Source organism: Shewanella sp. DNRA4 (genome assembly GCF_012843185.1).
GTDB lineage: Bacteria > Pseudomonadota > Gammaproteobacteria > Enterobacterales > Shewanellaceae > Shewanella > Shewanella xiamenensis.
Window position 1 is genome coordinate 334,580 of the sequence record NZ_JABAIP010000001.1, and the last position, 24,941, is coordinate 359,520.

The 24,941-nt window shown below is 44.9% G+C and carries 20 protein-coding genes and 10 tRNA genes; 17 read left to right on the forward strand and 13 right to left on the reverse strand.

The window, feature by feature from the left end; genetic code table 11:
• Window positions 1-12: 12 nt before the first annotated feature.
• From HG547_RS01425 to HG547_RS01445, 5 genes are all read right to left on the reverse strand, one after another.
• Window positions 13-297, reverse strand: a complete 285-nt coding sequence (locus tag HG547_RS01425) for a J domain-containing protein (RefSeq protein ID WP_037417359.1) — start codon at window positions 295-297, stop codon at window positions 13-15.
• Window positions 298-1,009: 712 nt separating this feature from the next.
• Window positions 1,010-1,086, reverse strand: a tRNA-Met gene (locus HG547_RS01430).
• Window positions 1,087-1,133: 47 nt separating this feature from the next.
• A tRNA-Met gene (locus HG547_RS01435) sits at window positions 1,134-1,210 on the reverse strand.
• A gap of 146 nt (window positions 1,211-1,356) precedes the next feature.
• Window positions 1,357-1,433 (reverse strand) — tRNA-Met (locus HG547_RS01440).
• 37 nt (window positions 1,434-1,470) lie between these two features.
• Window positions 1,471-1,547 (reverse strand) — tRNA-Met (locus tag HG547_RS01445).
• 257 nt (window positions 1,548-1,804) lie between these two features.
• Here HG547_RS01445 and rlmKL point away from each other — a divergent pair.
• The 5 genes from rlmKL to rmf all read left to right on the forward strand — a co-directional run bounded on the left by rlmKL (window position 1,805) and on the right by rmf (window position 8,321).
• Window positions 1,805-3,940, forward strand: a complete 2,136-nt coding sequence (gene rlmKL, locus HG547_RS01450) for a bifunctional 23S rRNA (guanine(2069)-N(7))-methyltransferase RlmK/23S rRNA (guanine(2445)-N(2))-methyltransferase RlmL (RefSeq protein WP_169546694.1) — start codon at window positions 1,805-1,807, stop codon at window positions 3,938-3,940.
• A complete protein-coding gene (locus tag HG547_RS01455; protein WP_037417366.1) occupies window positions 3,927-4,172 on the forward strand; it encodes a glutaredoxin family protein in 246 nt (81 codons plus the stop codon). Before rlmKL ends, HG547_RS01455 begins: the two co-directional genes overlap by 14 nt.
• A gap of 1 nt (window position 4,173) precedes the next feature.
• Window positions 4,174-6,096, forward strand: coding sequence for an ABC transporter ATP-binding protein (locus HG547_RS01460; protein ID WP_169546696.1), 1,923 nt, complete (start codon window positions 4,174-4,176; stop codon window positions 6,094-6,096).
• A gap of 28 nt (window positions 6,097-6,124) precedes the next feature.
• Entirely contained in the window at window positions 6,125-7,957 is a 1,833-nt protein-coding gene (locus tag HG547_RS01465) for a DUF3466 family protein (RefSeq protein ID WP_169546698.1), read from the forward strand.
• 187 nt (window positions 7,958-8,144) lie between these two features.
• Window positions 8,145-8,321: a ribosome modulation factor gene (gene rmf, locus HG547_RS01470; protein WP_006082074.1), complete on the forward strand. Its 177-nt coding sequence runs from the start codon at window positions 8,145-8,147 to the stop codon at window positions 8,319-8,321.
• Between the two features lie 110 nt (window positions 8,322-8,431).
• Here rmf and fabA read toward each other — a convergent pair whose 3' ends face one another.
• Both fabA and HG547_RS01480 read right to left on the reverse strand, forming a co-directional pair.
• Window positions 8,432-8,947: a bifunctional 3-hydroxydecanoyl-ACP dehydratase/trans-2-decenoyl-ACP isomerase gene (gene fabA, locus HG547_RS01475; RefSeq protein WP_011071970.1), complete on the reverse strand. Its 516-nt coding sequence runs from the start codon at window positions 8,945-8,947 to the stop codon at window positions 8,432-8,434.
• Between the two features lie 73 nt (window positions 8,948-9,020).
• Window positions 9,021-10,754, reverse strand: a complete 1,734-nt coding sequence (locus HG547_RS01480) for an AAA family ATPase (protein WP_037417378.1) — start codon at window positions 10,752-10,754, stop codon at window positions 9,021-9,023.
• Window positions 10,755-10,975: 221 nt separating this feature from the next.
• Here HG547_RS01480 and HG547_RS01485 point away from each other — a divergent pair.
• The 9 genes from HG547_RS01485 to HG547_RS01525 all read left to right on the forward strand — a co-directional run bounded on the left by HG547_RS01485 (window position 10,976) and on the right by HG547_RS01525 (window position 15,970).
• Window positions 10,976-11,066 (forward strand) — tRNA-Ser (locus tag HG547_RS01485).
• Between the two features lie 474 nt (window positions 11,067-11,540).
• Window positions 11,541-11,631 (forward strand) — tRNA-Ser (locus tag HG547_RS01490).
• A 430-nt stretch (window positions 11,632-12,061) separates the two neighbouring features.
• Entirely contained in the window at window positions 12,062-12,706 is a 645-nt protein-coding gene (uvrY, locus tag HG547_RS01495; protein ID WP_011622328.1) for a UvrY/SirA/GacA family response regulator transcription factor, read from the forward strand.
• 106 nt (window positions 12,707-12,812) lie between these two features.
• Window positions 12,813-14,642, forward strand: a complete 1,830-nt coding sequence (gene uvrC, locus HG547_RS01500; RefSeq protein ID WP_011071973.1) for an excinuclease ABC subunit UvrC — start codon at window positions 12,813-12,815, stop codon at window positions 14,640-14,642.
• 47 nt (window positions 14,643-14,689) lie between these two features.
• Window positions 14,690-15,238 carry a CDP-diacylglycerol--glycerol-3-phosphate 3-phosphatidyltransferase gene (gene pgsA / locus HG547_RS01505; protein WP_037417386.1) on the forward strand — a complete coding sequence of 183 codons (549 nt, stop codon included), beginning with the start codon at window positions 14,690-14,692 and terminating at the stop codon, window positions 15,236-15,238.
• A gap of 211 nt (window positions 15,239-15,449) precedes the next feature.
• Window positions 15,450-15,525 (forward strand) — tRNA-Gly (locus HG547_RS01510).
• Between the two features lie 20 nt (window positions 15,526-15,545).
• Window positions 15,546-15,619, forward strand: a tRNA-Cys gene (locus HG547_RS01515).
• 47 nt (window positions 15,620-15,666) lie between these two features.
• Window positions 15,667-15,753, forward strand: a tRNA-Leu gene (locus tag HG547_RS01520).
• A gap of 130 nt (window positions 15,754-15,883) precedes the next feature.
• Window positions 15,884-15,970 (forward strand) — tRNA-Leu (locus tag HG547_RS01525).
• Between the two features lie 300 nt (window positions 15,971-16,270).
• Here HG547_RS01525 and HG547_RS01530 read toward each other — a convergent pair.
• The 5 genes from HG547_RS01530 to HG547_RS01550 all read right to left on the reverse strand — a co-directional run bounded on the left by HG547_RS01530 (window position 16,271) and on the right by HG547_RS01550 (window position 20,430).
• A complete protein-coding gene (locus tag HG547_RS01530) occupies window positions 16,271-16,546 on the reverse strand; it encodes an HU family DNA-binding protein (protein ID WP_011622331.1) in 276 nt (91 codons plus the stop codon).
• Window positions 16,547-16,935: 389 nt separating this feature from the next.
• A complete protein-coding gene (locus tag HG547_RS01535; RefSeq protein ID WP_169546701.1) occupies window positions 16,936-17,844 on the reverse strand; it encodes an ABC transporter ATP-binding protein in 909 nt (302 codons plus the stop codon).
• A complete protein-coding gene (locus HG547_RS01540; protein WP_169546703.1) occupies window positions 17,841-18,671 on the reverse strand; it encodes an ABC transporter permease subunit in 831 nt (276 codons plus the stop codon). Before HG547_RS01540 ends, HG547_RS01535 begins: the two co-directional genes overlap by 4 nt.
• Window positions 18,672-18,758: 87 nt before the next feature.
• Window positions 18,759-19,424, reverse strand: a complete 666-nt coding sequence (locus tag HG547_RS01545) for a DUF480 domain-containing protein (RefSeq protein ID WP_169546705.1) — start codon at window positions 19,422-19,424, stop codon at window positions 18,759-18,761.
• Window positions 19,425-19,590: 166 nt separating this feature from the next.
• The gene (locus HG547_RS01550; protein ID WP_037425700.1) at window positions 19,591-20,430 is read right to left on the reverse strand and encodes a S1-like domain-containing RNA-binding protein; all 840 of its coding nucleotides are present in this window, start codon (window positions 20,428-20,430) and stop codon (window positions 19,591-19,593) included.
• 476 nt (window positions 20,431-20,906) lie between these two features.
• On the opposite strand from HG547_RS01550, the gene HG547_RS01555 reads away from it, so the two are divergent.
• On the forward strand, window positions 20,907-21,059 hold the full coding sequence (locus HG547_RS01555) for a hypothetical protein (protein ID WP_011071981.1): 153 nt from the start codon (window positions 20,907-20,909) through the stop codon (window positions 21,057-21,059).
• 168 nt (window positions 21,060-21,227) lie between these two features.
• Here the strand turns inward: HG547_RS01555 and HG547_RS01560 are convergent, their stop codons facing one another.
• Window positions 21,228-21,392: a hypothetical protein gene (locus HG547_RS01560; RefSeq protein ID WP_169546707.1), complete on the reverse strand. Its 165-nt coding sequence runs from the start codon at window positions 21,390-21,392 to the stop codon at window positions 21,228-21,230.
• Between the two features lie 129 nt (window positions 21,393-21,521).
• Between HG547_RS01560 and speA the strand changes: the two genes are divergently transcribed.
• Window positions 21,522-23,435: a biosynthetic arginine decarboxylase gene (speA, locus tag HG547_RS01565; RefSeq protein ID WP_037417405.1), complete on the forward strand. Its 1,914-nt coding sequence runs from the start codon at window positions 21,522-21,524 to the stop codon at window positions 23,433-23,435.
• A 336-nt stretch (window positions 23,436-23,771) separates the two neighbouring features.
• A complete protein-coding gene (locus tag HG547_RS01570; protein ID WP_169546813.1) occupies window positions 23,772-24,728 on the forward strand; it encodes an adenosylmethionine decarboxylase in 957 nt (318 codons plus the stop codon).
• Window positions 24,729-24,941 lie beyond the last annotated feature (213 nt).

Sequence of the window (24,941 nt, forward strand, 5' to 3'; positions counted from 1 at the left end):
TAAAAAAAAATATTAAGGGTAGAACTGATCCCATAATTCACGCATTGCGCCATTCGGATCGGTCACTATCACATTGTTGAAATCTCGGATAAACGCATTTCTAAGCTTCGGATCGGACAAGACTTCATACGCTTTTTTGACGCGTTCAAGTTGCTGTGACGCTTGCTCTTTTTCGTCATCAGAGGCACCTAACAACTTATCAGGATGATACTTGTTTGAGAGCCGACGATAGGCTTTTTTAATGTCGTCTTCTTTGGCGCTAGGTTTGATACCAAGCACACTAAAGTGGTTAATCATATTTGTACCTGCAGGCGATGGATTGGTATCGCAAGATAAAGCTTGAGTGCTGATTATCTGCCAATTTGTGGAATTATGATTAGTCAGTGACGGATCATAGCAGAAATGCGTGTTGGGCGGCAAACGACTATGGCTGCATTTAGAGCGAAAAATGAATACTAAACTGGGGTTTGTGAAGATCGGCAACCGCAAAGGCAATCGGCAATAAGTGGCTAAGACGAAGTTGGTACAAATATCAGCTAACACTGCAATTTTTCTACGAGTTAATGCCTCCGTTTTTATCAGTCATTTCAGGATATCACTAAAGTAATTCGATAAACGATTCGAGTAAATCAAGCCAAACTCAGGTGACGAGGAATTTCGGACACAAAAAAACCAGCTGATGCTGGTCTGGTCGTTACCATTGTTAAATTGGTTGCGGGAGCTGGATTTGAACCAACGACCTTCGCCTGTTGTTTATAAGGGGCTGAGCCCGACAAGCTAGCATGGTGAAACTCAGTACGATAAATTTCGGACACAAAAAAACCAGCTGATGCTGGTCTGGTCGTTACCATTGTTAAATTGGTTGCGGGAGCTGGATTTGAACCAACGACCTTCGCCTGTTGTTTATAAAGGGTTGAGCCCGACAAGCTAGCATGGTGAAACTCAGTACGATAAATTTCGGACACAAAAAAACCAGCTGATGCTGGTCTGGTCATTATCATTGTTAAATTGGTTGCGGGAGCTGGATTTGAACCAACGACCTTCGGGTTATGAGCCCGACGAGCTACCATGCTGCTCCATCCCGCGTCCGAGTAACGCTGCTGATAACTGTTTTAATTCTGTCATCTTAGAATTGGTTGCGGGAGCCGGATTTGAACCGACGACCTTCGGGTTATGAGCCCGACGAGCTACCATGCTGCTCCATCCCGCGTCCGATTAACGCTGCTGATCACTGTTTTAATTCTGTCATCTTAGAATTGGTTGCGGGAGCCGGATTTGAACCGACGACCTTCGCTGTTGTTTATAAAGAGTTGAGCCCGACGAGCTATTTCTTTTTATAAACGTATACATCTAAATTGGTTGCGGGAGCTGGATTTGAACCAACGACCTTCGGGTTATGAGCCCGACGAGCTACCATGCTGCTCCATCCCGCGTCCGATATCTATCTGTATTACTTATATTTGCTTTAAATGGTTGCGGGAGCTGGATTTGAACCAACGACCTTCGGGTTATGAGCCCGACGAGCTACCATGCTGCTCCATCCCGCGTCCGTCTTCAAAGCGGGGCAGACTATAACGGCAGCGCTGTGGCATTGCAAGGAGGAATTCTAAAAAAGCGGACGAATGCTTAAATATAAAGCGTAGTGCGGGGAATTTACCCAGTATTGACCGTGATATCGGATTTTAATGGGTTAAATGTGGATTAACTACCTGACTAAATCGAGTTTTGGCTAATAACTGTTTATCTTTTATGTGGCTTCGCAGGTATAATGTCGGTTTGATTTTGACTGCGTATTGATTATCCCATGCTTAATTTTTTTGCTGCCGCCCCTAAGGGCTTTGAATATAGCTTAGCCCAAGAACTGACAGAATTTGGTGCGACCGAGATTAAAGAAAGTGTAGCCGGTGTCTATTTTACCGCGCCTCTGGCTTTAGCCTATCGCATTACCCTGTGGACGCGTTTAGCCAGCCGTATTGTACTGGTGATCTATAAGGGACCCTGTGAGTCGGCGGAGCAGTTATATAATGCAGCCTACTGTATTGATTGGTCAGCACATTTCTCTAATCGCAACACCTTTAGTATCGATTTCCATGGCACGGGTGGTTTTATTAACAATACCCAGTTTGGCGCGCTAAAGATTAAAGATGCGATTGTTGACCGTTTCCGTGATGACGGTGATGCCCGTCCAAACGTCGCCCGTATCGATGCCGACATTAAAGTTGATGCCCATTTTCGCAATGGGGTCATTACCATTGCGATGAATTTTTCTGGCCCATCACTGCACCAACGTGGTTACCGTTCAACCACGGGTGAAGCGCCTTTAAAAGAAAATCTCGCGGCGAATATGCTAGTTCGCAGTGGCTGGAAAGCCGCGCCGACTACCTTACTCGATCCCTTCTGCGGTAGCGGTACAGTGCTGATTGAAGCGGCTTTGATGGCCGCCGATATTGCTCCTGGTTTACAACGCAGCCGTTTTGGTTTCGAACATTGGCGTCGTCACGATAAGGCCACTTGGCACGAAATTGTCGAAGAAGCTAAAGCGCGTGCATCGTTAGGAGTAAAGCGCTGCGAAGTGAAGTTCTATGGCTCCGATATCGACTCACGCTTAGTGGCGTTAGCAAAACGCAACGCGCAAAATGCAGGCGTGCTTGAATTAATTGAGTTTAAGGTGGCAAATGCCCTTAATGTTGAGCCGCCAGCGGCTGAAGGTTACCTCATCACCAACCCTCCCTACGGTGAGCGTTTAGGCAGTGTGTCTGAGCTGTTGCAGCTGTACTATCAATTAGGCGATAAATTCAAAAAAGAATTTGGTGGCTGGAAAGTGGCCATGCTGTGTAGCGATATCGAGCTTATCTCGGCATTGAAACTCAAAGCCGATAAACAGATGAAGATGTTTAACGGTGCGTTAGAGTGCGCTTTTAACTTATACACGCTTCACGCACAGAGTACTCGCCGCGATACGCCATTGTTGCCAGAGGGTGTCGATATTGCCGATATCGCGCCTGCTTTTGCTAACCGTATAAAGAAAAACGCTAAGCAATTTGAGAAGTGGGCCCAAAAAGAGGGGATTGATAGTTATCGCCTCTATGATGCTGACATTCCTGAATATAACGTCGCAGTCGATAAGTATCTTGATTATGTTGTGGTACAAGAATACATGGCACCAGCCAGTATTCCTGAGGCCGTCACTAAACGTCGTTTAAGTGATGTGCTGCTGGCTTTGCCTGCGGCCATTGGCGTTAATCCACACAAAATCATTATGAAGACCCGCGAGCGTCAAAAGGGCACTAACCAATATCAAAAGTTGGATGAACGTAAGTTAGAGCTTACCACGACTGAATATGGCGCTAAATTTAAGCTAAACCTGACGGGTTATTTAGATACTGGGCTGTTCCTCGATCATCGATTAACTCGCCGTTTAGTGGGGCAAAAATCTAAGGGCCGCCGGGTACTGAATTTGTTCTCTTACACAGGTTCTGCCTCAGTGCATGCTGCATTAGGCGGCGCAAAATCGGTCACGACGGTTGATATGTCAAACACATACCTTGCTTGGGCGAAAGAGAACTTTGCCCTTAATAATTTGTCTGGCAAGCAATATGAATTTGTTCAGGCTGACTGTTTGCAGTGGATCCGCGATTGTAACGAACAATACGATTTAATTTTTATCGATCCGCCTACCTTCTCCAACTCCAAGCGCATGGAAGATTCTTTCGATGTGCAACGTGATCATGTGAATTTACTCGGTATGCTAATCAAGCTGTTAAGTCCAAACGGTGAATTGGTGTTCTCCAACAATAAGCGCAAGTTTAAGATGGACACTGAAACTTTAACCAAAATGAAAATTAAGGTGCAAAACATCGACGACATGACGTTGCCGCTGGATTACAAACGTAATCCTCATATCCATAACACCTGGTTAATTACCCATGCAGATAAATAATGCATTGCAGGCAAGCTATGTGTTGTATCACACCGAAGGTTGCCATTTATGCGAACTGGCGGCGGCATTATTAAATGCCGCCGAGGTGCCTTTTACGGCCATCGATATTTGCGATGATGAAACCCTAGCAGAGCGTTATGGCGTGTCGATTCCTGTGGTTAAAGCCCTGGACGAGCGTTATTTAAGTTGGCCCTTTGATGCCACGCAATTACAAGAATTTTTAGGAGCTTAGTTTGAGTCTGGTTCGTATCAATAATGGCTCGTTAGCCTATGGTTACACCCCGCTATTACAGCATGCTGATTTTACTATTGAGCGCGGCGAGCGGGTCTGTATTGTTGGCCGTAACGGTGCAGGCAAGTCGAGTCTATTAAAGATTTTATCCGGCGATGTGCTGCTCGATGAAGGTGAATTTAACATCGATGGTAGCGTCACGGTCAGTCGGTTACAGCAAGATCCACCTAAAGCTGAGCAGGGTACGGTTTACGCTTACATTGCTGCAGGTTTAAAAGAAGTAGGTGAAGCTCTAGAGCAATACCATCAATTATCCCACGATGTCGCTTTTGCTGAGCCTGAGCAAATGGAGCGCATGCTCAATCAAATGCAAAAGTTGCAGGAGACGTTAGACCACCATAATGGTTGGCAACTTGACTCGCGGATCAATCAAAATTGTGAGCTTTTGGGGTTAGATCCCGATAAATCTTTAAGTGAATTATCTGGGGGTTGGCAACGTAAAGTGGCACTTGCCCGTGCGTTAGTCAGCGCGCCAGATTTATTGCTACTCGATGAGCCAACCAACCACCTCGATATTGATACTATTGAGTGGCTAGAAAAATTCCTACTGGATTTCCAAGGCGCCATCGTGTTTATCAGCCACGACAGGGGCTTTATTGCTCGCATGGCCACGCGGATTGTGGATTTAGATCGCGGTGTCGTGACTTCATGGCCCGGTAATTATCAAGCCTATCTTGATGGTAAACAAGAATGGCTGCGGGTCGAGGCTGAGAAAAACGCATTATTTGATAAGCGCTTAGCCGAAGAAGAAGTCTGGATCCGCCAAGGTGTTAAGGCGCGTCGCACCCGTAACGAAGGCCGTGTGCGTGCGTTAAAAGCCTTGCGTCAAGAACGCAGTGAGCGCTTGAATCGTCAGGGTAATGCCAAAATGGCGGTGGCCGATACTGAGCGTTCTGGTAAATTGGTCTTTGATGTGAAGGACTTAAACTATAATTTACCTGATAAAAATCTGGTCAAAAACTTCAATATCACAGTGATGCGTGGTGATCGTATTGCGCTTATAGGCCCTAACGGCTGTGGTAAATCGACCTTAATTAAATTATTGATTGAGAAGTTACAACCTCAATCGGGTGAAGTGAAAGTCGGTACTAAGCTCGAAATCGCCTACTTTGACCAATACCGTGAAGCACTGGATCCTGAGCAAACTGTTGAAGATAACGTGGGTGAGGGTAAAAAGACCATCACTATCAATGGTCAAGATCGCCATATTTTAAGTTATTTGCAGGATTTCTTGTTCTCACCAATGCGTGCCAGAACGCCAGTAAAGGCGCTATCAGGCGGAGAGAAAAACCGTTTATTACTGGCGAAGTTACTCATTCGTCCCGCAAACCTTATCATTCTGGACGAACCAACAAACGATCTTGATATTGAGACCCTAGAATTGCTAGAGTCGCTGCTGACTGAATATGAAGGCACGTTGTTGCTGGTCAGCCATGACCGGGCGTTTATCGATAATACCGTGACCAGCAGTTGGTGGTATGCCGGTAATGGTCACTGGACTGAGTATGTTGGCGGTTACCAGGATGCTATCGATCAAGGTGCAAAGTTTTATTCTGAGGAACCTAGTCAAGCAAACACGGTCGAAGCTCCTGCGACGGCAAAAAACGCTGAGGTTAAAGTGGCTGAGCCTGCCAAAGCCGCAAAAAAACTGTCTTATAAATTACAGCGTGAGTTAGAGGCAATGCCAGAGTTGATGGAGAAATTAGAGGCCGAAATCCTCGATTTACAAACCACAGTGGCAAGCCCAGATTTTTATAGTCAGACGCAGGATAAAATCAATCAGGTATTGAGCTTGTTAGCGGATAAAGAAAAGCAATTGGAAGTTTGCTTCGAGCGATGGGAAGAGCTTGAGTCACAGAAGTAAACCAATAATAAAAATGGGAATTGAATTAATGAAGTTAAAGTTGGATAAAGCCCTGTCCTTGGTTGCCTTAGGTGTCCTTGGCGTATTGCACAGTGCCCATGCTGCACCAGTCTATGAAATTGTTAACATTGATAATTATGATCTACCACTTGCAGACACCCTCCAAGGTACGCGTAATGGCTACGCTTTAGGTGTTAATGGCAACGATGAACTGGTCGGTATCGCCAAAGGCAAGAAAAAACTCAGTACATCCGATGTTGAAGGTGGTGTGATTGATGTTGAAGATGGTATTGCCTCAGAGGAAACTATCACCTATTCAATTACAGCGGCCATTATTGCGAATAACTTTGCCTTTATCGCTGCGCAAAATGGTGCCACTGGTGCGTGGAAGCCAACCTTTGACAGCATCAATGGTACCACGCCACCAAGTGATTCTTCGGTTGTGAATTCAGTTGATACTTTTTACTACGGCATCAATGATGCGGGTGTGAAAGTTGGCAGCATGACTGCCCCTGAAAAGAAGACAGAAAATACTGCAACCACAGATAATGCAACCGACTATTGGTATTATCGCGATTATGAGTACCGTGGTGTTGCCAAAGTGGGTGACATCGAGATCCCATTACCACCTCCTTATACTCAATATGTTAAGGATGATAAGACTGTAGAGCTCGGTGGTTGGTCTGCGGCAACGGCAGTTAACAATAATAACTTAGTGGTGGGTTATGCCAGCACTAATATCAGCAAGTATGGTGGTGATCGGGTTGCTTACTGTTTAGGTACTGATAACACTTTGCCATTAGATGTGTGTATTCAGCGTGAGCAATATCCTAATGCTCAAGGCACGCGTAACATCCAGTACCAAACCCGTGCTTATGTTTGGCAATTAGATAATGGCACTGCTACTGGCACTGAGTTACCGCTAGGATTAACTCCCGCCAGTGACAATACATTGACATTTACTGCACAGGCATTAGGCGTGAATAACGACGGTGTGGTGGCTGGTCGCTCACATGTTTACCGTAACGGTAATACCGATAGATTACGTCAAGATGCGGCCTATTGGACCAAAGATGCAGAGGGTAAATATCAATACCATTGGATCCCAATGGGAGACTCAATTTTGAGCTCTATTGCCTACGATGTAAACGACAATGGAATTGTTGTGGGAAGTTATCGTAGTTATATCCAAGGTTACCAACGCGATAAATTCTTCTATTTTGATATTAATACCCCAGATGTGCCTTATGTGACGCCTAATGATTTTGCTGCGACAACCACAGATTTATCTAGCAAAGCTAAAGATATCAATAACAAAGATCAAGTCGTTGGTTATATTGAAACCACCTATGATAAAGAAAAGCCACGCCCTAAGGCAGGCTTCCTGTATGAGAAATCAACGGGTGAATTCAATAACCTCAATAATTTGCTGACCTGTGAATCTAAAGGTTTTGAAAAGGGGGCTGATGGTAATTGGGCTCGCCACAAGGTTGAAGTTAAGGATGGAACAGGCAAGGTATTAAGCTATAACAGTGATATTCTCATTGTCGAAGCTGCCAGTATAAATGAAGAGGGTACTATCGTTGGTACTGCATTCATTCGCAAGCCTTCATACCAACTCGATAAAGATGGCAACATTATCGTTGGTGAAAATGGCCTACCTCTGTTTGAACTCAGTGGTAATGGTGACCCTGTGACAGCTTATATTCCACGTATGGTTGTGCTTAAACCTACCACTAACGGTGAAGCATGTACCGTGGATGAAAGTACTGATACGGGAAATTATGAACGTAAAGGCGCAGCATCTTTCGCGTGGTTATTAGCCTTACCCTTAGTTTGGTTACGACGTCGGGTTCGCTAGTTTTTAAGCTTGAATTCAGACTAAAAAAATCGAGGCAAAATGCCTCGATTTTTTTTAATCATGATCTCAATAGTTTAATAAATAGTCGATAAAATGAACGATTTTTTGATTGATCTCGGCGCTGAAAAGCACTATTCCTATGGTTGAAGCTGTTGCTTCTATTTCACGTAGAACAGAGGACGCTTGCATGAAAAGACAAAAACGAGATCGTTTAGACAGAGCTTTTTCAAAAGGATTCCAAGCTGGTGTTGGTGGACGCTCTAAGGAGCTCTGTCCTTATGCAAATCTTGATTCGCGGTCACAGTGGTTAGGTGGTTGGCGTGAAGGTGTGGATGGCCGAGTTAATGGGCTATTTAATAAATAATGGCGTTTTGCTCATTAATTAAATAGCCCAGAACAAACAGAGTAATGCAGCATAATTGCCCTCAGATGAGGGCATTTTTGTCTCTATTGAATATTGCCGGGTAAAGCAGGTTAGAAGGTCGAAGTATCGCTAAATACACCGACTTTAAGGTCGGTTGCACTGTAAATTTGACGTCCATCTACTTCAAGGATGGCATCGGCAATACCCATTACTAATTTACGGTGGATGGTACGTTTGATATTGAGCTTATAAGTGACCTTTTTCGCGCCGGGTAATACTTGACCTGTAAACTTCACTTCACCCACACCTAAAGCGCGACCTTTGCCTTCAGCACCTTCCCAGCCTAGGTAAAAACCAACCAGTTGCCACATGGCATCTAAGCCTAAGCAACCCGGCATAACTGGGTCAGTGATAAAGTGGCAGTCAAAAAACCATAATTCTGGCTTAATGTCGAGTTCGGCAACAATTTCACCTTTTCCAAACTCACCACCGTTGTCATTGATGGTGATGATCCTGTCGATCATCAGCATGTTGTCTACGGGGAGGCGAGGGGAGTTTGGACCAAATAATTTCCCATGGCCACAGGCGATAAGTTCTTCTTTGTTGAAACTGTTTGCTTTATTCATTGTTTTACTACTCCAGCAATAAGAGCGCCAAGATTAGCGAACACGTGTAAGCTAAACAACTCCGATCAGCTAATTAATGTCGAAAAAATCCTAGTTTTGCGAGTAATCTCGTCATTAAGCCTATTTCTTCTTCACCGTTACCAGCTAGCTTGTCTAATCGTTGTTGCACTAGACCATATAAGGATTCTGCTGGGAAGTCATTATCTTCATCGGCAACGCCAGCGGGCATCTGCATCAATAGCTCGACCGCTTCATCCATATGTTCAATGGCATAAATATGGAACAAGCCTTTGCCTACAGCTGTAATCACTTTGGGGTGTAGATTAAGCTGTAATATATTTGACTTGGGCATAATTACACCTTGCTCACCGGTTAAGCCTCGGCGTTCACAAAGATTAAAAAAGCCTTCAATTTTTTCATTAATACCACCGATAGCTTGCACATTACCAAATTGATCCAATGCACCTGTTATGGCTAACGATTGAATAATCGGCTGTTCGGCAATGGCTGACATCAAGCAGCAATATTCTGCAAGCGAGGCGCTATCGCCATCGATCTCCTGATAGGATTGCTCAAATACAATATTGGCATTTAGGTGCAATGGCGCATCGCGACCAAAGATACGATATAAACAGGCTGAAAGGATCATCATACCCTTTGCATGGATATTACCGCCCAGCTCTGACTTTCTTTCAATATCTGCAACTTCACCGTCACCATAGTGTACCGTAGCGGTGATCCGAGCTGGTTCACCATAGCAGTGATCAATCGCATCGATAACAGTAAGACCATTAATTTGTCCTACCATAGCGCCCGTAGTTGGCAGATTTATGAAATTGTCATCAAAACTTTGGCTTGAAAATTCTTCAGAGCTGTTATGGCGATAATTGGCTTGCGATAGCGCACGTTCAATGCTGGCTGCATTAATTGTTGATTTACCGCGATAGACTTTTGCCTGCGCCATTAACTGCGCCAAATCTAGCATTGAGAGACTTAAGCGACGTTGATGCTCAGTTAATCTAGCACTGTGTCTAAAGAGTGGGGCAAGACTGGATTGTTCTAATGTGACATCGACACTTTGTGCCACCGTTTGTAGCCAACTGGCATATTGCGCTTCTTTAAAACGGGTCAAATCCAGTTCACCCGCCAGTTCTGCCAACAGGTTAAAGTGGCGTTGAAATTGCCAATCTTCAGACCTAATTTGGCTATAGATTAAACCCGCGCCAATTAAAATAATTTTACAATTTAATGGGATTGGGCTTAGGTTGTGACTGATTTGATACTCTTTCTGTGTCAGGATTTGCAGCAGCAAATCCCATAAGCCTTCTCGTTTCCACAGGGATTCGGCGCAGATAAATACATAATGGCATTCGGCCAATGCACCCGCTTGATATTTACTGCTATTACCTGATTGCACCATACGGCCAAGTAGGTCTGAACGGCGGATATTGCCACTCAGATAGCGATAACTGACATGCTTTTCAGCAATTGAGCCTTGGTTGTCCTGCGGCGCTTCATATTGCCAATGGAATTGAATGGTTTTATCTTCGGGGCGCTTTGCCACCAGATAAGCTGCCGGCAATGGCTCAAGCGTTTCCATTAATGCTTTGATCATTAATAGTCTATCGATGCCAGGAAAGTCTGCGAGATACAGTTGTTGATCGGCAATGGCGTTATGTAACTTAAAGGCATCCAATACGCGCTCTTGACCTAAAAGCAACGCTTTATATCCTGTTGGCAATTGCGACAGGACGGGAAGATTAAATTCAGGGGCGAGTGAGGATGAAGGTATCAAGAGTGAATTCATATAAGCATTTACCGTGAAAAGTTACCGCGATTTTACCATACCGAGAGGGCAAGTCTCTTACTGTATAGGTGTTTTTATGCTGCTTTACCCAGATATTGCTGAAAATATGTTGGCTATTCGCCTGAAAATTCATCCGTCTGAACATAAGATGAGCATTTGACACAATATTCAAAAATTGCTGTTTACAAGCACCGATGATGCTTATATTATTTGCGGCGTTCGGAGGGGTGGCAGAGTGGTTTAATGCACCGGTCTTGAAAACCGGCGTGGGTTTATAGCCCACCCAGGGTTCAAATCCCTGCTCCTCCGCCATATTTCACGGAAAGGCCATCAGCAATGATGGCCTTTTTGTTTATGTAATGTCAGTCAAAAAGGCCGCTAAACAATTAGCGGCCTTTTTGCATCTGGTTCCACGGTATGAGATGTTTGATTACATTGCCAAAAGGCGTATCTGCGATTGTCTTGATAATCATTATGTTCAGATATGAAGAAGTTGATTTTTAAGGTTTGGATTAACCTTCTCCTACGATCCCTATTTATACTTCATCTTTTTCATAGGAAGCCGCCACCTTAAAAAAGTGCTCGCGATTCTTTAATCTATTCAAAAGTGACTTAGGTAATGTTGTTGTCATGCTGGTTTTTAGTGAGCAGAAATAGCAACAGATCAAAAATCGCCCTGAAAGCGATGATTTCATCGCCAGCTGGATATCAAATCGCCAATCAATTCAAATAATAATAAATTTAAGTTTACAGCTTTGGGCGAGATGTATATTATCTCGCTCGTTCGGAGGGGTGGCAGAGTGGTTTAATGCACCGGTCTTGAAAACCGGCGTGGGTTTATAGCCCACCCAGGGTTCAAATCCCTGCTCCTCCGCCATATTTCACGGAAAAGCCATCAGCAATGATGGCTTTTTTGTTTATGCAATTTGAACCCGGGTTCTTCATGCTAAGCGCTGCTCCAGCACAATAGTCGGCTAAAAAGCCGCTAAGCAATTAGCGGCTTTTTGCATTTACAGGACAACACGACTTCATTTTCGATGAGCGTTTTAAACCTGCTATATTTTGCGTCAGCTTATCAATTAGCCCAATCCTGAGCTCCACTCATACTTTCATCATAACAAGCTCTTAATTTCAAACTGCATTAATTAGCAAGTTGTTTCTTTAAATATCATCTAGTTAACAATATTCATTTTATGCTTTGCGAAATGCCATTGTTGGGCTAAATTACCCTGATAACCTATATTCCGGTTGCGGTATTCTGATTTGGCTAAACTCTCTTAGTCAGCATTGGTTAAAGGTGGATAAAGTTGATATCGATATATTTAGTTGACGATCATGAGCTGGTGAGAACTGGGATCCGCCGTATCTTAGAAGATGAGCGGGGGATCAAAGTTGTGGGTGAAGCGCCCGATGGTGAGACCGCCGTACAGTGGGCGAGACAAAATGAAGCCGACGTCATCTTAATGGACATGAATATGCCAGGTATGGGCGGACTCGAAGCGACGCGTAAGATTTTACGTTATCAACCTCATGCTAAGATTATTGTGCTAACAGTGCACACCGAAGATCCGTTCCCCAGTAAAGTGATGCAGGCGGGCGCGTCTGGTTATTTAACCAAAGGTGCGACGCCACCTGAAGTATTGCAAGCGATACGTCAGGTTTCCCGTGGGCAGCGCTATTTATCTCCTGAAATAGCCCAACAAATGGCATTGAGCCAATTTAATCCTGCCGATGAGAATCCGTTTAAAGCCTTATCTGAGCGCGAACTGCAAATTATGTTGATGATCACCAACGGTGAAAAGGTCAATGATATTTCGGAGCAGCTCAACTTAAGCCCAAAAACCGTTAACAGTTACCGTTACCGCTTATTTGCGAAACTGGGGATCAGTGGTGATGTGGAGCTGACCCGTTTAGCGATCCGCTATAAAATGTTAGATGCTGGCCATTTTTAATCTTTAGCATTAATTAATCCTGCTTATATAGTGTGTTAGGCGTGAGTTTGAAAACGATTTATCAAGCTGTTTTGAAGATAGTAAGTAAAAAAGTGGGTGTATAACGATGTCGACAGGTTTTAACGCCCAGAGTTTTTTACGTACAGTCACCTCTTCGGCGGGTGTTTATCGCATGTATGACGTCAAAGGTGACGTCATTTATGTGGGTAAAGCCAAAGACCTTAAAAAGCGCTTATCTTCTTATTTCCGTAAAAACCTTGGCAATGTCAAAACCCAGGCGCTGGTGTCGCATATTCATCATATCGATGTGACACTCACCCACAGTGAGACCGATGCGCTGCTGCTTGAAAATGACTATATCAAGCAGTACATGCCCAAATACAATGTGTTACTGCGGGACGATAAGTCATACCCTTATATTTTATTGAGTCAGCATGAGCATCCACGCCTTGCTTATCATCGTGGGCCGCAGCGGGAAAAGGGCCATTATTTTGGGCCTTATCCGAATGGCGGCGCGGTGCGCGAAAGTTTGCACTTGATGCAAAAGCTGTTTCCTATCCGCCAGTGTGATGATCTCTATTATAAATCCCGCACTCGCCCCTGCCTGCAGTACCAGTTATCCCGTTGCAGTGCGCCTTGCGTCGGTAAGGTCAGTAATGCGGAGTATGATGAGCAGGTTAAACTTGCCAGTTTGTTCCTAAAGGGAAAAGATAAACAAGTTATCAGTGAACTCGTGGCTAAGATGGAAGAGGCAGCTGAGCAGCAAGCCTATGAGCAAGCCGCGCGTTTTCGCGATCAAATTATGGCGCTGCGCCGCGTGGCCGAGCAGCAAGAAGTCTCGGGAAACACCGGCGATATGGATGTTATCGGCGTACACTATGCCTCGGGCATTGCCTGTTTTCACTTGCTATTTATCCGCGAAGGTAAAATTTTTGGTAGCCGCAGCTATTATCCAACGGTGCCCGCGCAAACGGATATCGAAGAAGTCTTACGCTCCTTCCTGCTACAGTTTTATTTAAATGCCGATATTCAACGCACTATTCCTAAGGAGGTGGTGATAAGCCATCACTTTGAAGAATTGCATGAGTTAGAGGCGGCCGTCTCTGAGGCGTTGAATAAAAAATTCAGCATTAAAACCAATGTGCGTGCTGATAGGGCGAGTTTTTTACGCCTCGCGATCACCAATGCTACCAATGCGGTTATGACGCGCCTGTCCCATAAAAACACCGTTGAACAGCGTTTTGTCTTGCTTGAGGAAATCCTCGAGCTTAATGCGCCGATTCAGCGAATGGAGTGTTTCGATATCAGCCATACCATGGGTGAGAGCACGGTAGCCTCTTGTGTGGTGTTTAACCGCGAGGGGCCACATAAGGCCGAGTATCGCCGTTACAATATCGAAGGCATTACGCCAGGCGATGATTATGCCGCGATGAAACAAGCCATTAGTCGTCGATTTGATAAAATCGATGCCAGCGGCAAAATTCCTGATATCTTATTTATCGACGGTGGTTTGGGTCAGCTGCGTATCGCGCAGCAAATAGTGGATGAGAAGTTCGTTAATTTAGATAAAGCGCCGCAACTGATTGGGGTGGCAAAGGGGGAGAGCCGTAAACCCGGGCTGGAAACCTTAATCTTTGGTGACACAGAAACGAGCTTTTCCCTTGAGGATGACTCACCCGCATTGCACCTTATTCAACATATTCGCGATGAATCGCACCGCTTTGCCATCACTGGGCATCGTAATCGCCGTCAGAAAACCCGTAACACCTCAACGCTTGAATCCATTCCGGGCATTGGCCCTAAACGCCGTAAAGCGTTACTCCAACATTTGGGCGGTTTGCAGGAAGTGAAGGGTGCGAGCGTGGCCGAGTTAGCGAAAGTGCCAGGGATCAGCATAGAAATGGCACAAACCATTCATGATGCATTGCGAGGGTGATAAAATTAAGGCAAGATTGGCGCTGCTTTTGACTAACTGGTTTGATCATGCCGTTTAACTTACCCATAGCATTAACTCTTTTTAGGCTTTTTTTACTGCCCATTTTTGTGGTGTTGTTTTATTTACCTTACAGCTGGACGCCTTTTGTTGCCGCATTTGTGTTTTGGTTGGCTGCGTTAACGGATGCATTAGACGGTTATGCGGCGCGTAAACTCAAGCAACTGACCCGTTTTGGCGCCTTCCTCGATCCCGTCGCTGATAAACTGATGGTGATCACCGCGCTCGTATTATTAGTTGACCAATACGCTGATATTTGGCTCACACTGCCAGCACTGTTTATGATTGGCCGTGAAATTGTGATTTCAGCCCTGCGGGAGTGGATGGCTGAATTAGGTAAACGCGGCACGGTTGCAGTTTCTTGGATCGGCAAATATAAAACGGCGGCGCAGATGGTGGCGATTATTGGCCTGATCTGGCAATACAATCCACTCATGATCACCGCGGCATTTGTGCTGTTATATATCGCTGCCGTATTAACGTTCTGGTCAATGATGAGTTACATTTTAGCCGCCTGGAAAGATTTAACGGCTGAATAGCACAATAAAAGATCAAAGAGATTATTTAGTGCGCAAGCAGTAAGTTATCGATAAAACAGCGGTTGACACTGCATCGTAAATAGGTAGAATGCCTCCCCGTAGACGAGAGACGAAGTGAAAACAAAATCTTAACTCTGCGTGATGCGACATTAGCTCAGTTGATAAGGTGGAATACGATACCTTGCTTTTTGAGTTGATGTGAAATCGAAGTGCGACATTAGCTCAGTTGGTAGAGCGATACCTTGCCAAGGTATAGGTCATCGGTTCGAACCCGATATGTCGCTCCAATCTAAATGATTGGAAAGATGGCGCGATGGCAGAATGGCTATGCTGCGGATTGCAAATCCGTCGATCTCGGTTCGACTCCGGGTCGCGCCTCCATATTAAGATATTAATGACATGATTCCCGTCGTTAATATGAAGAGTTTGCCCGAGTGGTGGAATCGGTAGACACAAGGGATTTAAAATCCCTCGCTGGTAACAGCGTGCCAGTTCAAGTCTGGCCTCGGGTACCATTATTATAATGGTGACAGCTCAAACGAGCTAAAGCGTTAAACTTCGTAATCTAAGTATTTGAAATATAATCAATAGATAGAAGCAAAGAGTTAACAATATCAACAGCAGTGCTGGCGATATTTAGAGTTTGCCCGAGTGGTGGAATCGGTAGACACAAGGGATTTAAAATCCCTCGCTGGTAACAGCGTGCCAGTTCAAGTCTGGCCTCGGGTACCATTATTCTTATTGAATAGTAAATAAGCCTCGACATTAGTCGGGGCTTTTTTGCATTTGCAGCACTGATTTTTCGTTTTGTTTTACCGCGACTTGTCTATTTTATGAGATAGAGCCTCTGGCACGCCGTCAGTAGCTGGCTTTAGGTTGACTTTGTTACTGCTCTCTAAGCTCTATAACATCAAACTCAGCTAGGGCAGGTTACGTTTTATCTCCCAAGCTCATTGCCAACGTAATATCGTTAATCTTGGCCGATAAAAAAGCCCCGTGGTTTTCACGAGGCAATTTTACACATCCGCAATACTACTCATTTATCGCTTGTTTTAGCGCTGTCGCCGCCTTAAAGCTTGGCTGGTTAAAGCCTGCAATCTCAATTGTCTCACCCGTCTGTGGATTTCGACCCGATTTAGGTAAATGATAACGTAACTCGAAGGTACCGAATTGCGGCAGGAAGACTTTCTCACCTTCGCTTAAGGCGATATGGATCTGTTGTAGGATCTGTTCGACAACAGGTTTAGTGCTGGCCTGGGACTGTTCAAGCGAAGTGGCGATACGTTGGATAAGTTGTGCTTTGTTCATTGAAACCTCTGAATTCAGCGAAAGAGCAGGAAAGGGGAGTTTATAACAAGCTCGGGATCAGATTGAAAGTCTAGGTTTACCAAAGCGGCTTAACTGCTGCTTTATTGGTTAGCGATGACAACTCACCTTTTCTTTTGAAACGTAAATACGCCTCATATAAGCAGCGTTAGGGGCTAAGTTGGCCTAGTGGGTGGCGTTTAGCGCTAAGGTGGAAGTTAAAGGATAAAGCGTTTTAAAACTGATATTTACGACTATTCCACCTTTGATAGGGTGTAAGAAATGATATTGGTTTCGCTGTGTATAAACAACAAAGTGTCTACTGAGCGCCCTTGCGGGCGCTGTTAGAGGTGGAGCTAAGCGTAGGAATAATGGTTGGACTTATCGCGGAGTTAAGAAAATAACGTTTCTTCCAATGTGCGTCCTTTCAGCAGCATCTTATATTGCCAATGCTGCTGCTTAAATAGGGCGAGCAGGGCGGTTTCAAACTCATAATGACGATTTGCCGTGTCATCCAATTGGATAACAAATACATGGGCTTGTTTTGAGGTGATATTCACCACACCAGCTATTTGACCTACGGCTTGGATCAGCGCTTCACTGTCGCAGCTTTCCATGGTGAGGGTGAGATAATCACTGCCGCTATTGGATGAGCGCATCGAAATCGATTGGCCCAATTCACCTTTATCTAGATACAGCACTTGGTCACAGAGCTTTTCGAGTTCGTCCAAGTTATGTGAGCTGATCACAAAGGTTGTGGTGGGCGAGAGGCTTCTGACAAGTTCACGGATTTTTTTCGCATTAGCCGGATCGAGCCCTGCGGTTGGCTCGTCGAGTAATACCAACTTGGGAGCACCGATTAAGGCTTGTGCAATCGCCACACGTTTACTCATTCCATGGCTTAGACTCGGTGGCTTTTGCTGCGCCACCTCGGCTAAGTCAACTAAATTCAGCACTCGCTGTGCTTCTTGATTTGCCTGCTTGCTATCCATTCCTTGAAGACGCGCAAAGAAGCTTAACTGGCTGATAATAGTTAAATTGGGATCGAGCGTCGCATCCTGTGGCAGGGCGGCAATTTGCCCTAATAATGCTGGACTATTTGGTGCTTCTCCTAGAATACGAACCGTGCCCGCGCTTGGGGTGAGGTAACCACAGAGCAGGCTAAACAGTGTAGTTTTACCTGCACCGTTAGGGCCAACCAAAGCGATAGGCGCTCCCGCTTCGAGGGTTAAGTTAACGTTATTGAGCGCTTTTTTACTGCCATAGTATTTGGACAGTCCTTGGCATTGAATGAGGATCATAGTTGACTCCTTTGGATATAAACGCGGCCAAGGAAAAGGGCGAATGCGGTTTGTAGTAGGGGAATTGGTGCGTAGGCAAAGCTATTGAGTCCATTGGTGTTGACCATGTTCGACAGTTGAGCGCCCGGCAGTAGCCATTGGAAGCCCTCAAATAAGCGCGATTCATTACCCAATATCAGCAGTGCTATAGAGACGACGGTCCACAAAATAGTGGCCAGAACCATGGCTTGCCTTGCCGTGTTGGCATAGAGGGACAATAAAGTCATGACCGCGGTAAAGGGTAAAATCACGATAACCAAGTTGATGCCGACCAAGGATCCCGACGTTAATGCGGGTAATAACAAGCCGATATCGCGAGTAAGTGCCAGCGCTATGGTGGCAAGGATGGTCAATAAGATCAGTAGACCTTGGATCAAGATTTGCCCCAAAAAGCGGCCGAAGAGTAGGCTGTCTTTGCTGGTTCTTAGGGTATAGAAGCGCAATGTGCCGCGGGTTTTGTCTGAGGAGAACTGATCGGCGGCAATCAAAATACTGAACATGGGAAACAGATACAGCGCAAAGCACCAGAAGATAGCCATTTCCGCTACGGGCCAGTCAAACAGTATGTTGAGAGCTTGGCTGCCTAAGAGACCGTCGATCAGATCTTTAATATTGGGCTGCATTAATAGGGTCGAAGCGCCTTGGATGGGGTAGAGCAATAGCATGCCCCACACTAATGCAAAGGCGATCAGGGCGATAATCCCGCGAAGGTTAAATAGAAATTTGCGACATTCAAAGCCAGCGATCAAAAGCATGTTATTGAATGTACTGGGAGCATTTGGTGTCATTCGCTGTCTCGTCAGTGAGTCGGCGGACAAACTCTCACCTTGGTCATCGTTAAGAGTGACTACTTGCGAAAGTCGTCCGCGGCGCGGTTAGGATAAAGAAGCGATAAGCGATTCTAACTTATCTTTAAGTTCTGCCACTTGCTCTTCAAGCTGTGTGACTCTCGCTTCCAGTTGTTGTCTATCCTGCTCGTTTAGCGGGTGGGCATCTGCATTTGTGGCATTGATGAATGACGCTGCGCTAATTTGCTCAGCACCTTGGGAGAACAGCTCAGTATAACGGCATTCACGTTTACCCGGCTCCCGCGGCAGCTGTGCTAGCACGGGTTTATCCCGCTCCATCAGTTGCTTAATGCAGGCTTCCACTTCGAGCACGTCTTTAAAATCATGCAGTCTGTTGCTACGGGTGCGTAACTCTCCGGGCGTTTGTGGGCCGCGAAGCAGCAGTAAACAAACAATGGCTACCGCCGCGCTGGAAAGTTGTAACTCGCTAAATTCGGTGTTACAGAATCTGTGCTTATATTTGACGACTCGGCTACCAAAGCCGGATTGCTCGCTGATTAAGCGCTTTTTGTTCAATGAATCAAGGGCGACTTGTACCTGTGCTTCAGTGAGTTCTAATACAGGTTCGCGGCTGGTTTTTTGATTACAGGCGAGGGTCAGGGCATTGAGTGAAAGAGGGTATTGCTCTGGGGTGGTGACTTCTTTTTCAAGTAGACAACCGATAACTCTGGCTTCGTGTAACGTGAGTTCCATATAAGCTCCAAAGAAAAAAGCATGACTTTGTTATAACAGAGCCATGCTTAAGATCCTAGCGCTTGTCGGTAAACTGAGTGTTTAGGCAGACTATTTGGACAAATAAACCACGAACCTTACTACAAGAGAGTGTTCAGTCCCGTGTGAGGTTGACTATTCAGCCCAATCAGTCAGCTTCAGTTAGGCGTAAACCATCATCGTCGATGCTTAACTTACTGGCTTTAAACAGGCCACCGATACTCTTTTTAAAGGCTTTTTTACTCATACCGAGTTGTTCGTAAATCACTTCGGCATCGGTTTTATCCGTTAGGGGTAAGAATCCGCCCGCTTGCTTGAGTTTTACTAAGATAATGTGCGCATTTTTATCAAGCTCTTGCTTACTGCCTTGCTGCAATACCAAATCAATTTTGCCATCACGGCGCACTTGTTTGATAAAGCCTTTTAGCCTTTGACCAAAACGCAGTTTTTGGAACACTTCGTTTTGATAAATCACGCCCCAATGGGCATGGTTAATAATGGCTTTGTAGCCTAAATCTGTGGTGCCACCGATAAATAAGTCAACTTGTTGACCTACTTCATACTGGGCGGGAGTTTTATCGAGGAATTTATCGATTTTTGATGACGCAACAATACGCTCATCAGCACGATTAACGTGCACATAAACAAGGTACGAGCGACCTTCTTCAATCGGTTTATGCTGTTCACCAAAAGGTAGTAACAGATCTTTATCTAATCCCCAATCTAAAAATGCGCCAAAAGGCCCAGTGGCCACGGCTTTTAAGTAGGCAAATTCTCCTACTTGTGCCAAAGGTTTGCGGGTCGTGGCAATGACAATATCTTCGGAGTCCAGATATAAAAATACCTCTAGCCAGTCACCGACTTGGCAGTCTTTTGGGGTGGCTTTGTTGGGGAGTAACACTTGGCCAAATTCGTGGGCATTTAAATACACACCAAAACTGACTTGTTTTACTACCTCAAGTTTGCAGGTTTTTCCTATCTGTACCATGGAGCTCTCTATCTAAGGATGTCATTCGGCGGTGATTATAACCGCTTTATCCGTAAACAGCAGCTTCCAGATCGGCTTTTGCGTCGATAGTCGAAAATGAACAGTCGCGCTGAGATAAAACAATATTGCTGATGTGAGCAAATGTTATCAATTTATCTTGATTGGCTATTAAAAAATATTGAACGCACGTAGAGTAAGGTTGATGGTTAACCTATTAATTTAAAATAGATAAATCTACTTGTTACCAACCATTCTGTTAATGTGGTGTTTATTATATTTTAATGAAAAATATTAAATGAGATTCTTGCTTGCATTCTGTGACATTGCGCGGTTTAATTGCGCCGTTTAACGACTTCGCTCGTTACAGACATGACAAATATTACGTGAGTTGTAATGATTTTATGGTTCACAGGTCATTCACCGTGTAACGTACAATTTATAATGGTTACATGGGGTTAAGAGGAATTGTTTAGCTAATGCACAAGCATCCATTTTTTGCTCTTTGCCTAAAAGCATCTCAATGCCAGCGCTCAATCGTTGTTCCCTATGACGATACTAGCCTTAAACATCTCACGTTAATCCGTATCAACTCTGGCCGCGAAGAAGCCAACAGTCCCCTGTTACAATAATCTCACCTAGTGTTAGGTGTGCTTGGTGATGCCTTGCCGCTTAATACCTAATGTTTATCCTTAGTGTTATCTATTGTTTATCCACTTAATCGGCACCTCGTTTTTAGAGAGAGTCATATTGAGCGGAGACGCAACGCTTTAGCTTAAGGTTTTGAGTGTTTTTTAACCTCAAAGCGCGTTATGGTTAATGCCATTGGGTGAAAGACCTATGGCGATAAAGGGGGATATAAACACCATCTTGTTATCGCCAAGGTAAAAGAGTACCGGGTTAATCCCGGTTGCGTTAAGGGAAATCGCATCAATGTCGCCTAAGCTGGGTTGATTTTGCTGCACAAATTAGGGTGAATTCATCCTAACTGTATGTCAGGTAACTATATGGTTTACCTGGGTTTGTCGAACGGGCGGTCTTGCAATGTTGCACTGACCGTTTAACCCATTTTTTTATAGACGGGCTAAATAAAAATGAATGATTGGTCTATTGATGCTGCTCGTGCTGGGTACAACGTTACCCACTGGAGCCAAGGGTTTTATGGGATCAGCGACCAAGGTGAGGTGACAGTGTCGCCGGATCCTAAGAATCCTGATCACAAGATTGGCTTAAATGAGCTAGCAAAAGACATGGTTAAAGCAGGGGTCGCTTTACCTGTATTAGTTCGTTTCCCGCAAATTCTGCACCACAGAGTGAACAGTTTGTGCCAAGCATTCGACCAAGCGATACAAAAATATGAGTATCAGGCGGACTATTTGCTGGTTTACCCCATTAAAGTAAACCAACAAAAAACTGTGGTAGAAGAGATCCTTGCGAGCCAAGCATCAAAAGAAGTTCCACAATTAGGCCTAGAAGCCGGCAGTAAGCCTGAATTAATGGCCGTACTTGCCATGGCGCAAAAAGCCAGTTCAGTGATCGTATGTAACGGTTACAAAGATAACGAATACATTCGGTTAGCCTTAATTGGTGAAAAGTTAGGCCATAAGGTCTATATCGTTTTAGAAAAACTGTCTGAGCTTAAGATGGTACTAGCCGAGTCTGAGCGTTTAGGGGTGAAACCTCGCTTAGGGTTACGTGCTCGCCTTGCATTCCAAGGAAAAGGCAAGTGGCAAGCCAGCGGTGGCGAAAAGTCTAAGTTTGGTTTATCTGCGGCGCAGATTTTGACTGTAGTTGACCAGTTAAAACAAAGCGATATGTTGGATTCGCTGCAATTACTGCACTTTCACTTAGGTTCGCAAATCGCCAATATCCGCGATATTCGTCAAGGTGTGAGCGAAGCGGCGCGTTTCTACTGTGAATTACGTGAGTTAGGCGCCAGCATTAACTGCTTCGACGTCGGCGGTGGTTTAGCGGTGGATTACGACGGCACTCGTAGCCAAAGTAACAACTCAATGAACTATGGCTTAAGTGAATACGCGAACAACATCGTCAATGTGCTTACCGATATCTGTAATGAGTACGAGCAACCAATGCCACGTATTATTTCAGAATCTGGCCGTCACTTAACGGCGCATCATGCGGTACTGATCACCGATGTGATTGGCACAGAAGCTTATCAGGTTGAAGATATCCAGCCGCCAGCGGAAGAATCGCCGCAACTGCTGCACAACATGTGGCAATCTTGGACTGAGCTGAGTGGTCGTGCCGATCAACGTGCCTTGATTGAGATTTATCATGATAGCCAAAGTGACCTGCAAGAAGCGCAATCGCTGTTTGCCTTGGGTCAATTAAGCTTGGCAGAACGTGCGTGGGCTGAGCAGGCTAACCTACGTGTATGTCACGAAGTTCAAGGTTTGTTAAGCACCAAAAACCGTTACCACAGACCGATTATTGATGAGTTAAACGAAAAGTTAGCCGATAAGTTCTTCGTTAACTTCTCATTATTCCAATCCTTACCGGATGCTTGGGGTATCGATCAGGTGTTCCCTGTGCTGCCATTGTCTGGTTTAGACAAAGCGCCGGAGCGCCGCGCTGTGATGCTGGACATTACCTGTGACTCCGACGGTATTGTGGATCAATATGTAGACGGTCAAGGGATTGAAACTACGCTACCAGTACCAGCGTGGAGTGCTGAAAGCCCGTATTTGATCGGCTTCTTTATGGTGGGGGCATATCAAGAGATTTTAGGGGATATGCACAACTTGTTTGGCGACACTAACTCGGCCGTTGTCAGCATTGAAGAAAACGGTATGACCAATATTGAATCGGTACTTGCCGGTGATACAGTCGCTGACGTATTACGCTATGTTAACTTAGATGCCGTTGACTTTATGCGGACTTACGAAGAGTTAGTCAACCAGCATATTGTTGAGGATGAACGCGCACAAATTTTAGAAGAATTACAAGTGGGCCTAAAAGGTTACACTTATTTAGAAGATTTTTCTTAATATTGAGTGTGTTAAAAAAGTCAGCCTAGGGACACTTAGGCTGACTTTTGTTTTTATAGCCTATTATTTTTGCTAGTGCGTTGCCAAGGTAAGTGTGTTGCTTTTTGCTAGCGAGTTGTAAAGGTGAGTGCGTTACAAGGCTGTCACCTTGTTAAAGCAAGCGCGGTGGTTTTATTGCGGCGCTAGTCGTGTAAAAATAGCCGCGCAAAATTGATGGGTTATCAGTCTTAAAATGCGTGCATACATTTAAGTCAACGTTGCCAGTGAGCCATGAATGACTGATATACCAATAGATTAGATGCCCAAACACAGGGATAAGATGAGGCGAACGGCTTGATGTTTTTTGAAGGTGCGGAAAAAAAGCTTGAGATCAGACTCACTTCCAATATGGCATCACTGCGCCAACGAGAGTACGGCTTTTGGTCAACCTTGGTCGCCTGTGCCAATGCGGAAATCCTGTCAACAATCCGTAATCCTGCCTGCGATGCCTATCTACTGAGTGAATCGAGCCTGTTCGTCTGGGATGATAAGATTCTGCTGCTCACCTGCGGTAATAGCACCCTGATTGAGGCGGCCTGCTACTTTATTAACGCCTTAGGGGTTGAGCACATTGCCGCGCTCTGTTATCAGCGTAAGAATGAATACCAAGCCCAGCTACAAAGCACACACTTTGCTGACGATATTGCGAAATTGCGGACCTTGATCCCCGGAAAAGCCTTTCGAATTGGTCACTTAGATTCACATCATCACTATTTGTTTTGTACTGACAATTTGTTTTGCACTGACGGCCAACCTATGTCGTCAACGTATGATACCTGCCTTGAACTGATGATGTACCACATCCGTGGCGAGTTGGCTGATTACCTCAAGTTGCCCACACAAACCGAGCAGGGGATTTATCAACGCTTAGGATTGCAGCGAATTTTCCCTGATTTTCAATTTGATATGCACTGTTTTCAGCCCGCGGGATTTTCGTTAAATGGGATACGTGGGGCTGACTATGTTACCTTGCATATCACGCCATCGATAGGGCTGGGAGATAACTCCTACGTCAGCTTTGAGACTAATCTGGATTTAGCTGTTTATCCCTATCCCCTTGTTGCACAAATGATTAAGCTATTTATGCCTTCAAGTTGGGATATCATCCGTTTTAACCAGCCGCTTATGACTGCTGGATTTCCTGAGCATGTATGTTTAGCGCATGGTTCAATCGTGACTGAGCAAGGGTGTCAGATTGATTTTAATCACTATCAACAGCTTCAAACTGAAGAGTTACTGCCTGTATTCCTATAATCGTTTCCGAGAATTGAGTTGGTGATTCACTTGAATAAGCGACTGCTAAAGTTGCGGTGTGATTAGAGGATTTATTCGCCACAAGCTGAAAATTTTTCATCAAAAATGGCCCTGATTTCGGGCCATTTTATGTTTGCTTGCGGTTTTTTTGGGCAATTCAAACTGAAATTTCTAAACTGAGCCGTTGGCAATTAGTCAGAAAATGCCTTGCTA

Excerpts from the sequence above, each read along its gene's own strand:
- HG547_RS01465 (WP_169546698.1), top strand. The coding sequence starts at position 6,125 with ATGAAGTTAAAGTTGGATAAAGCCCTGTCCTTGGTTGCCTTAGGTGTC.
- HG547_RS01535 (WP_169546701.1), bottom strand. The coding sequence starts at position 17,844 with ATGATCCTCATTCAATGCCAAGGACTGTCCAAATACTATGGCAGTAAA.
- HG547_RS01540 (WP_169546703.1), bottom strand. The coding sequence starts at position 18,671 with ATGACACCAAATGCTCCCAGTACATTCAATAACATGCTTTTGATCGCT.
- HG547_RS01425 (WP_037417359.1), bottom strand. The coding sequence starts at position 297 with ATGATTAACCACTTTAGTGTGCTTGGTATCAAACCTAGCGCCAAAGAA.
- HG547_RS01545 (WP_169546705.1), bottom strand. The coding sequence starts at position 19,424 with ATGGAACTCACGTTACACGAAGCCAGAGTTATCGGTTGTCTACTTGAA.
- HG547_RS01550 (WP_037425700.1), bottom strand. The coding sequence starts at position 20,430 with ATGGTACAGATAGGAAAAACCTGCAAACTTGAGGTAGTAAAACAAGTC.
- pgsA (WP_037417386.1), top strand. The coding sequence starts at position 14,690 with ATGCCGTTTAACTTACCCATAGCATTAACTCTTTTTAGGCTTTTTTTA.
- fabA (WP_011071970.1), bottom strand. The coding sequence starts at position 8,947 with ATGAATAAAGCAAACAGTTTCAACAAAGAAGAACTTATCGCCTGTGGC.
- rmf (WP_006082074.1), top strand. The coding sequence starts at position 8,145 with ATGAAAAGACAAAAACGAGATCGTTTAGACAGAGCTTTTTCAAAAGGA.
- uvrC (WP_011071973.1), top strand. The coding sequence starts at position 12,813 with ATGTCGACAGGTTTTAACGCCCAGAGTTTTTTACGTACAGTCACCTCT.
- HG547_RS01480 (WP_037417378.1), bottom strand. The coding sequence starts at position 10,754 with ATGAATTCACTCTTGATACCTTCATCCTCACTCGCCCCTGAATTTAAT.
- HG547_RS01455 (WP_037417366.1), top strand. The coding sequence starts at position 3,927 with ATGCAGATAAATAATGCATTGCAGGCAAGCTATGTGTTGTATCACACC.
- HG547_RS01570 (WP_169546813.1), top strand. The coding sequence starts at position 23,772 with ATGTTTTTTGAAGGTGCGGAAAAAAAGCTTGAGATCAGACTCACTTCC.
- rlmKL (WP_169546694.1), top strand. The coding sequence starts at position 1,805 with ATGCTTAATTTTTTTGCTGCCGCCCCTAAGGGCTTTGAATATAGCTTA.
- HG547_RS01530 (WP_011622331.1), bottom strand. The coding sequence starts at position 16,546 with ATGAACAAAGCACAACTTATCCAACGTATCGCCACTTCGCTTGAACAG.
- HG547_RS01555 (WP_011071981.1), top strand. The coding sequence starts at position 20,907 with ATGCACAAGCATCCATTTTTTGCTCTTTGCCTAAAAGCATCTCAATGC.
- speA (WP_037417405.1), top strand. The coding sequence starts at position 21,522 with ATGAATGATTGGTCTATTGATGCTGCTCGTGCTGGGTACAACGTTACC.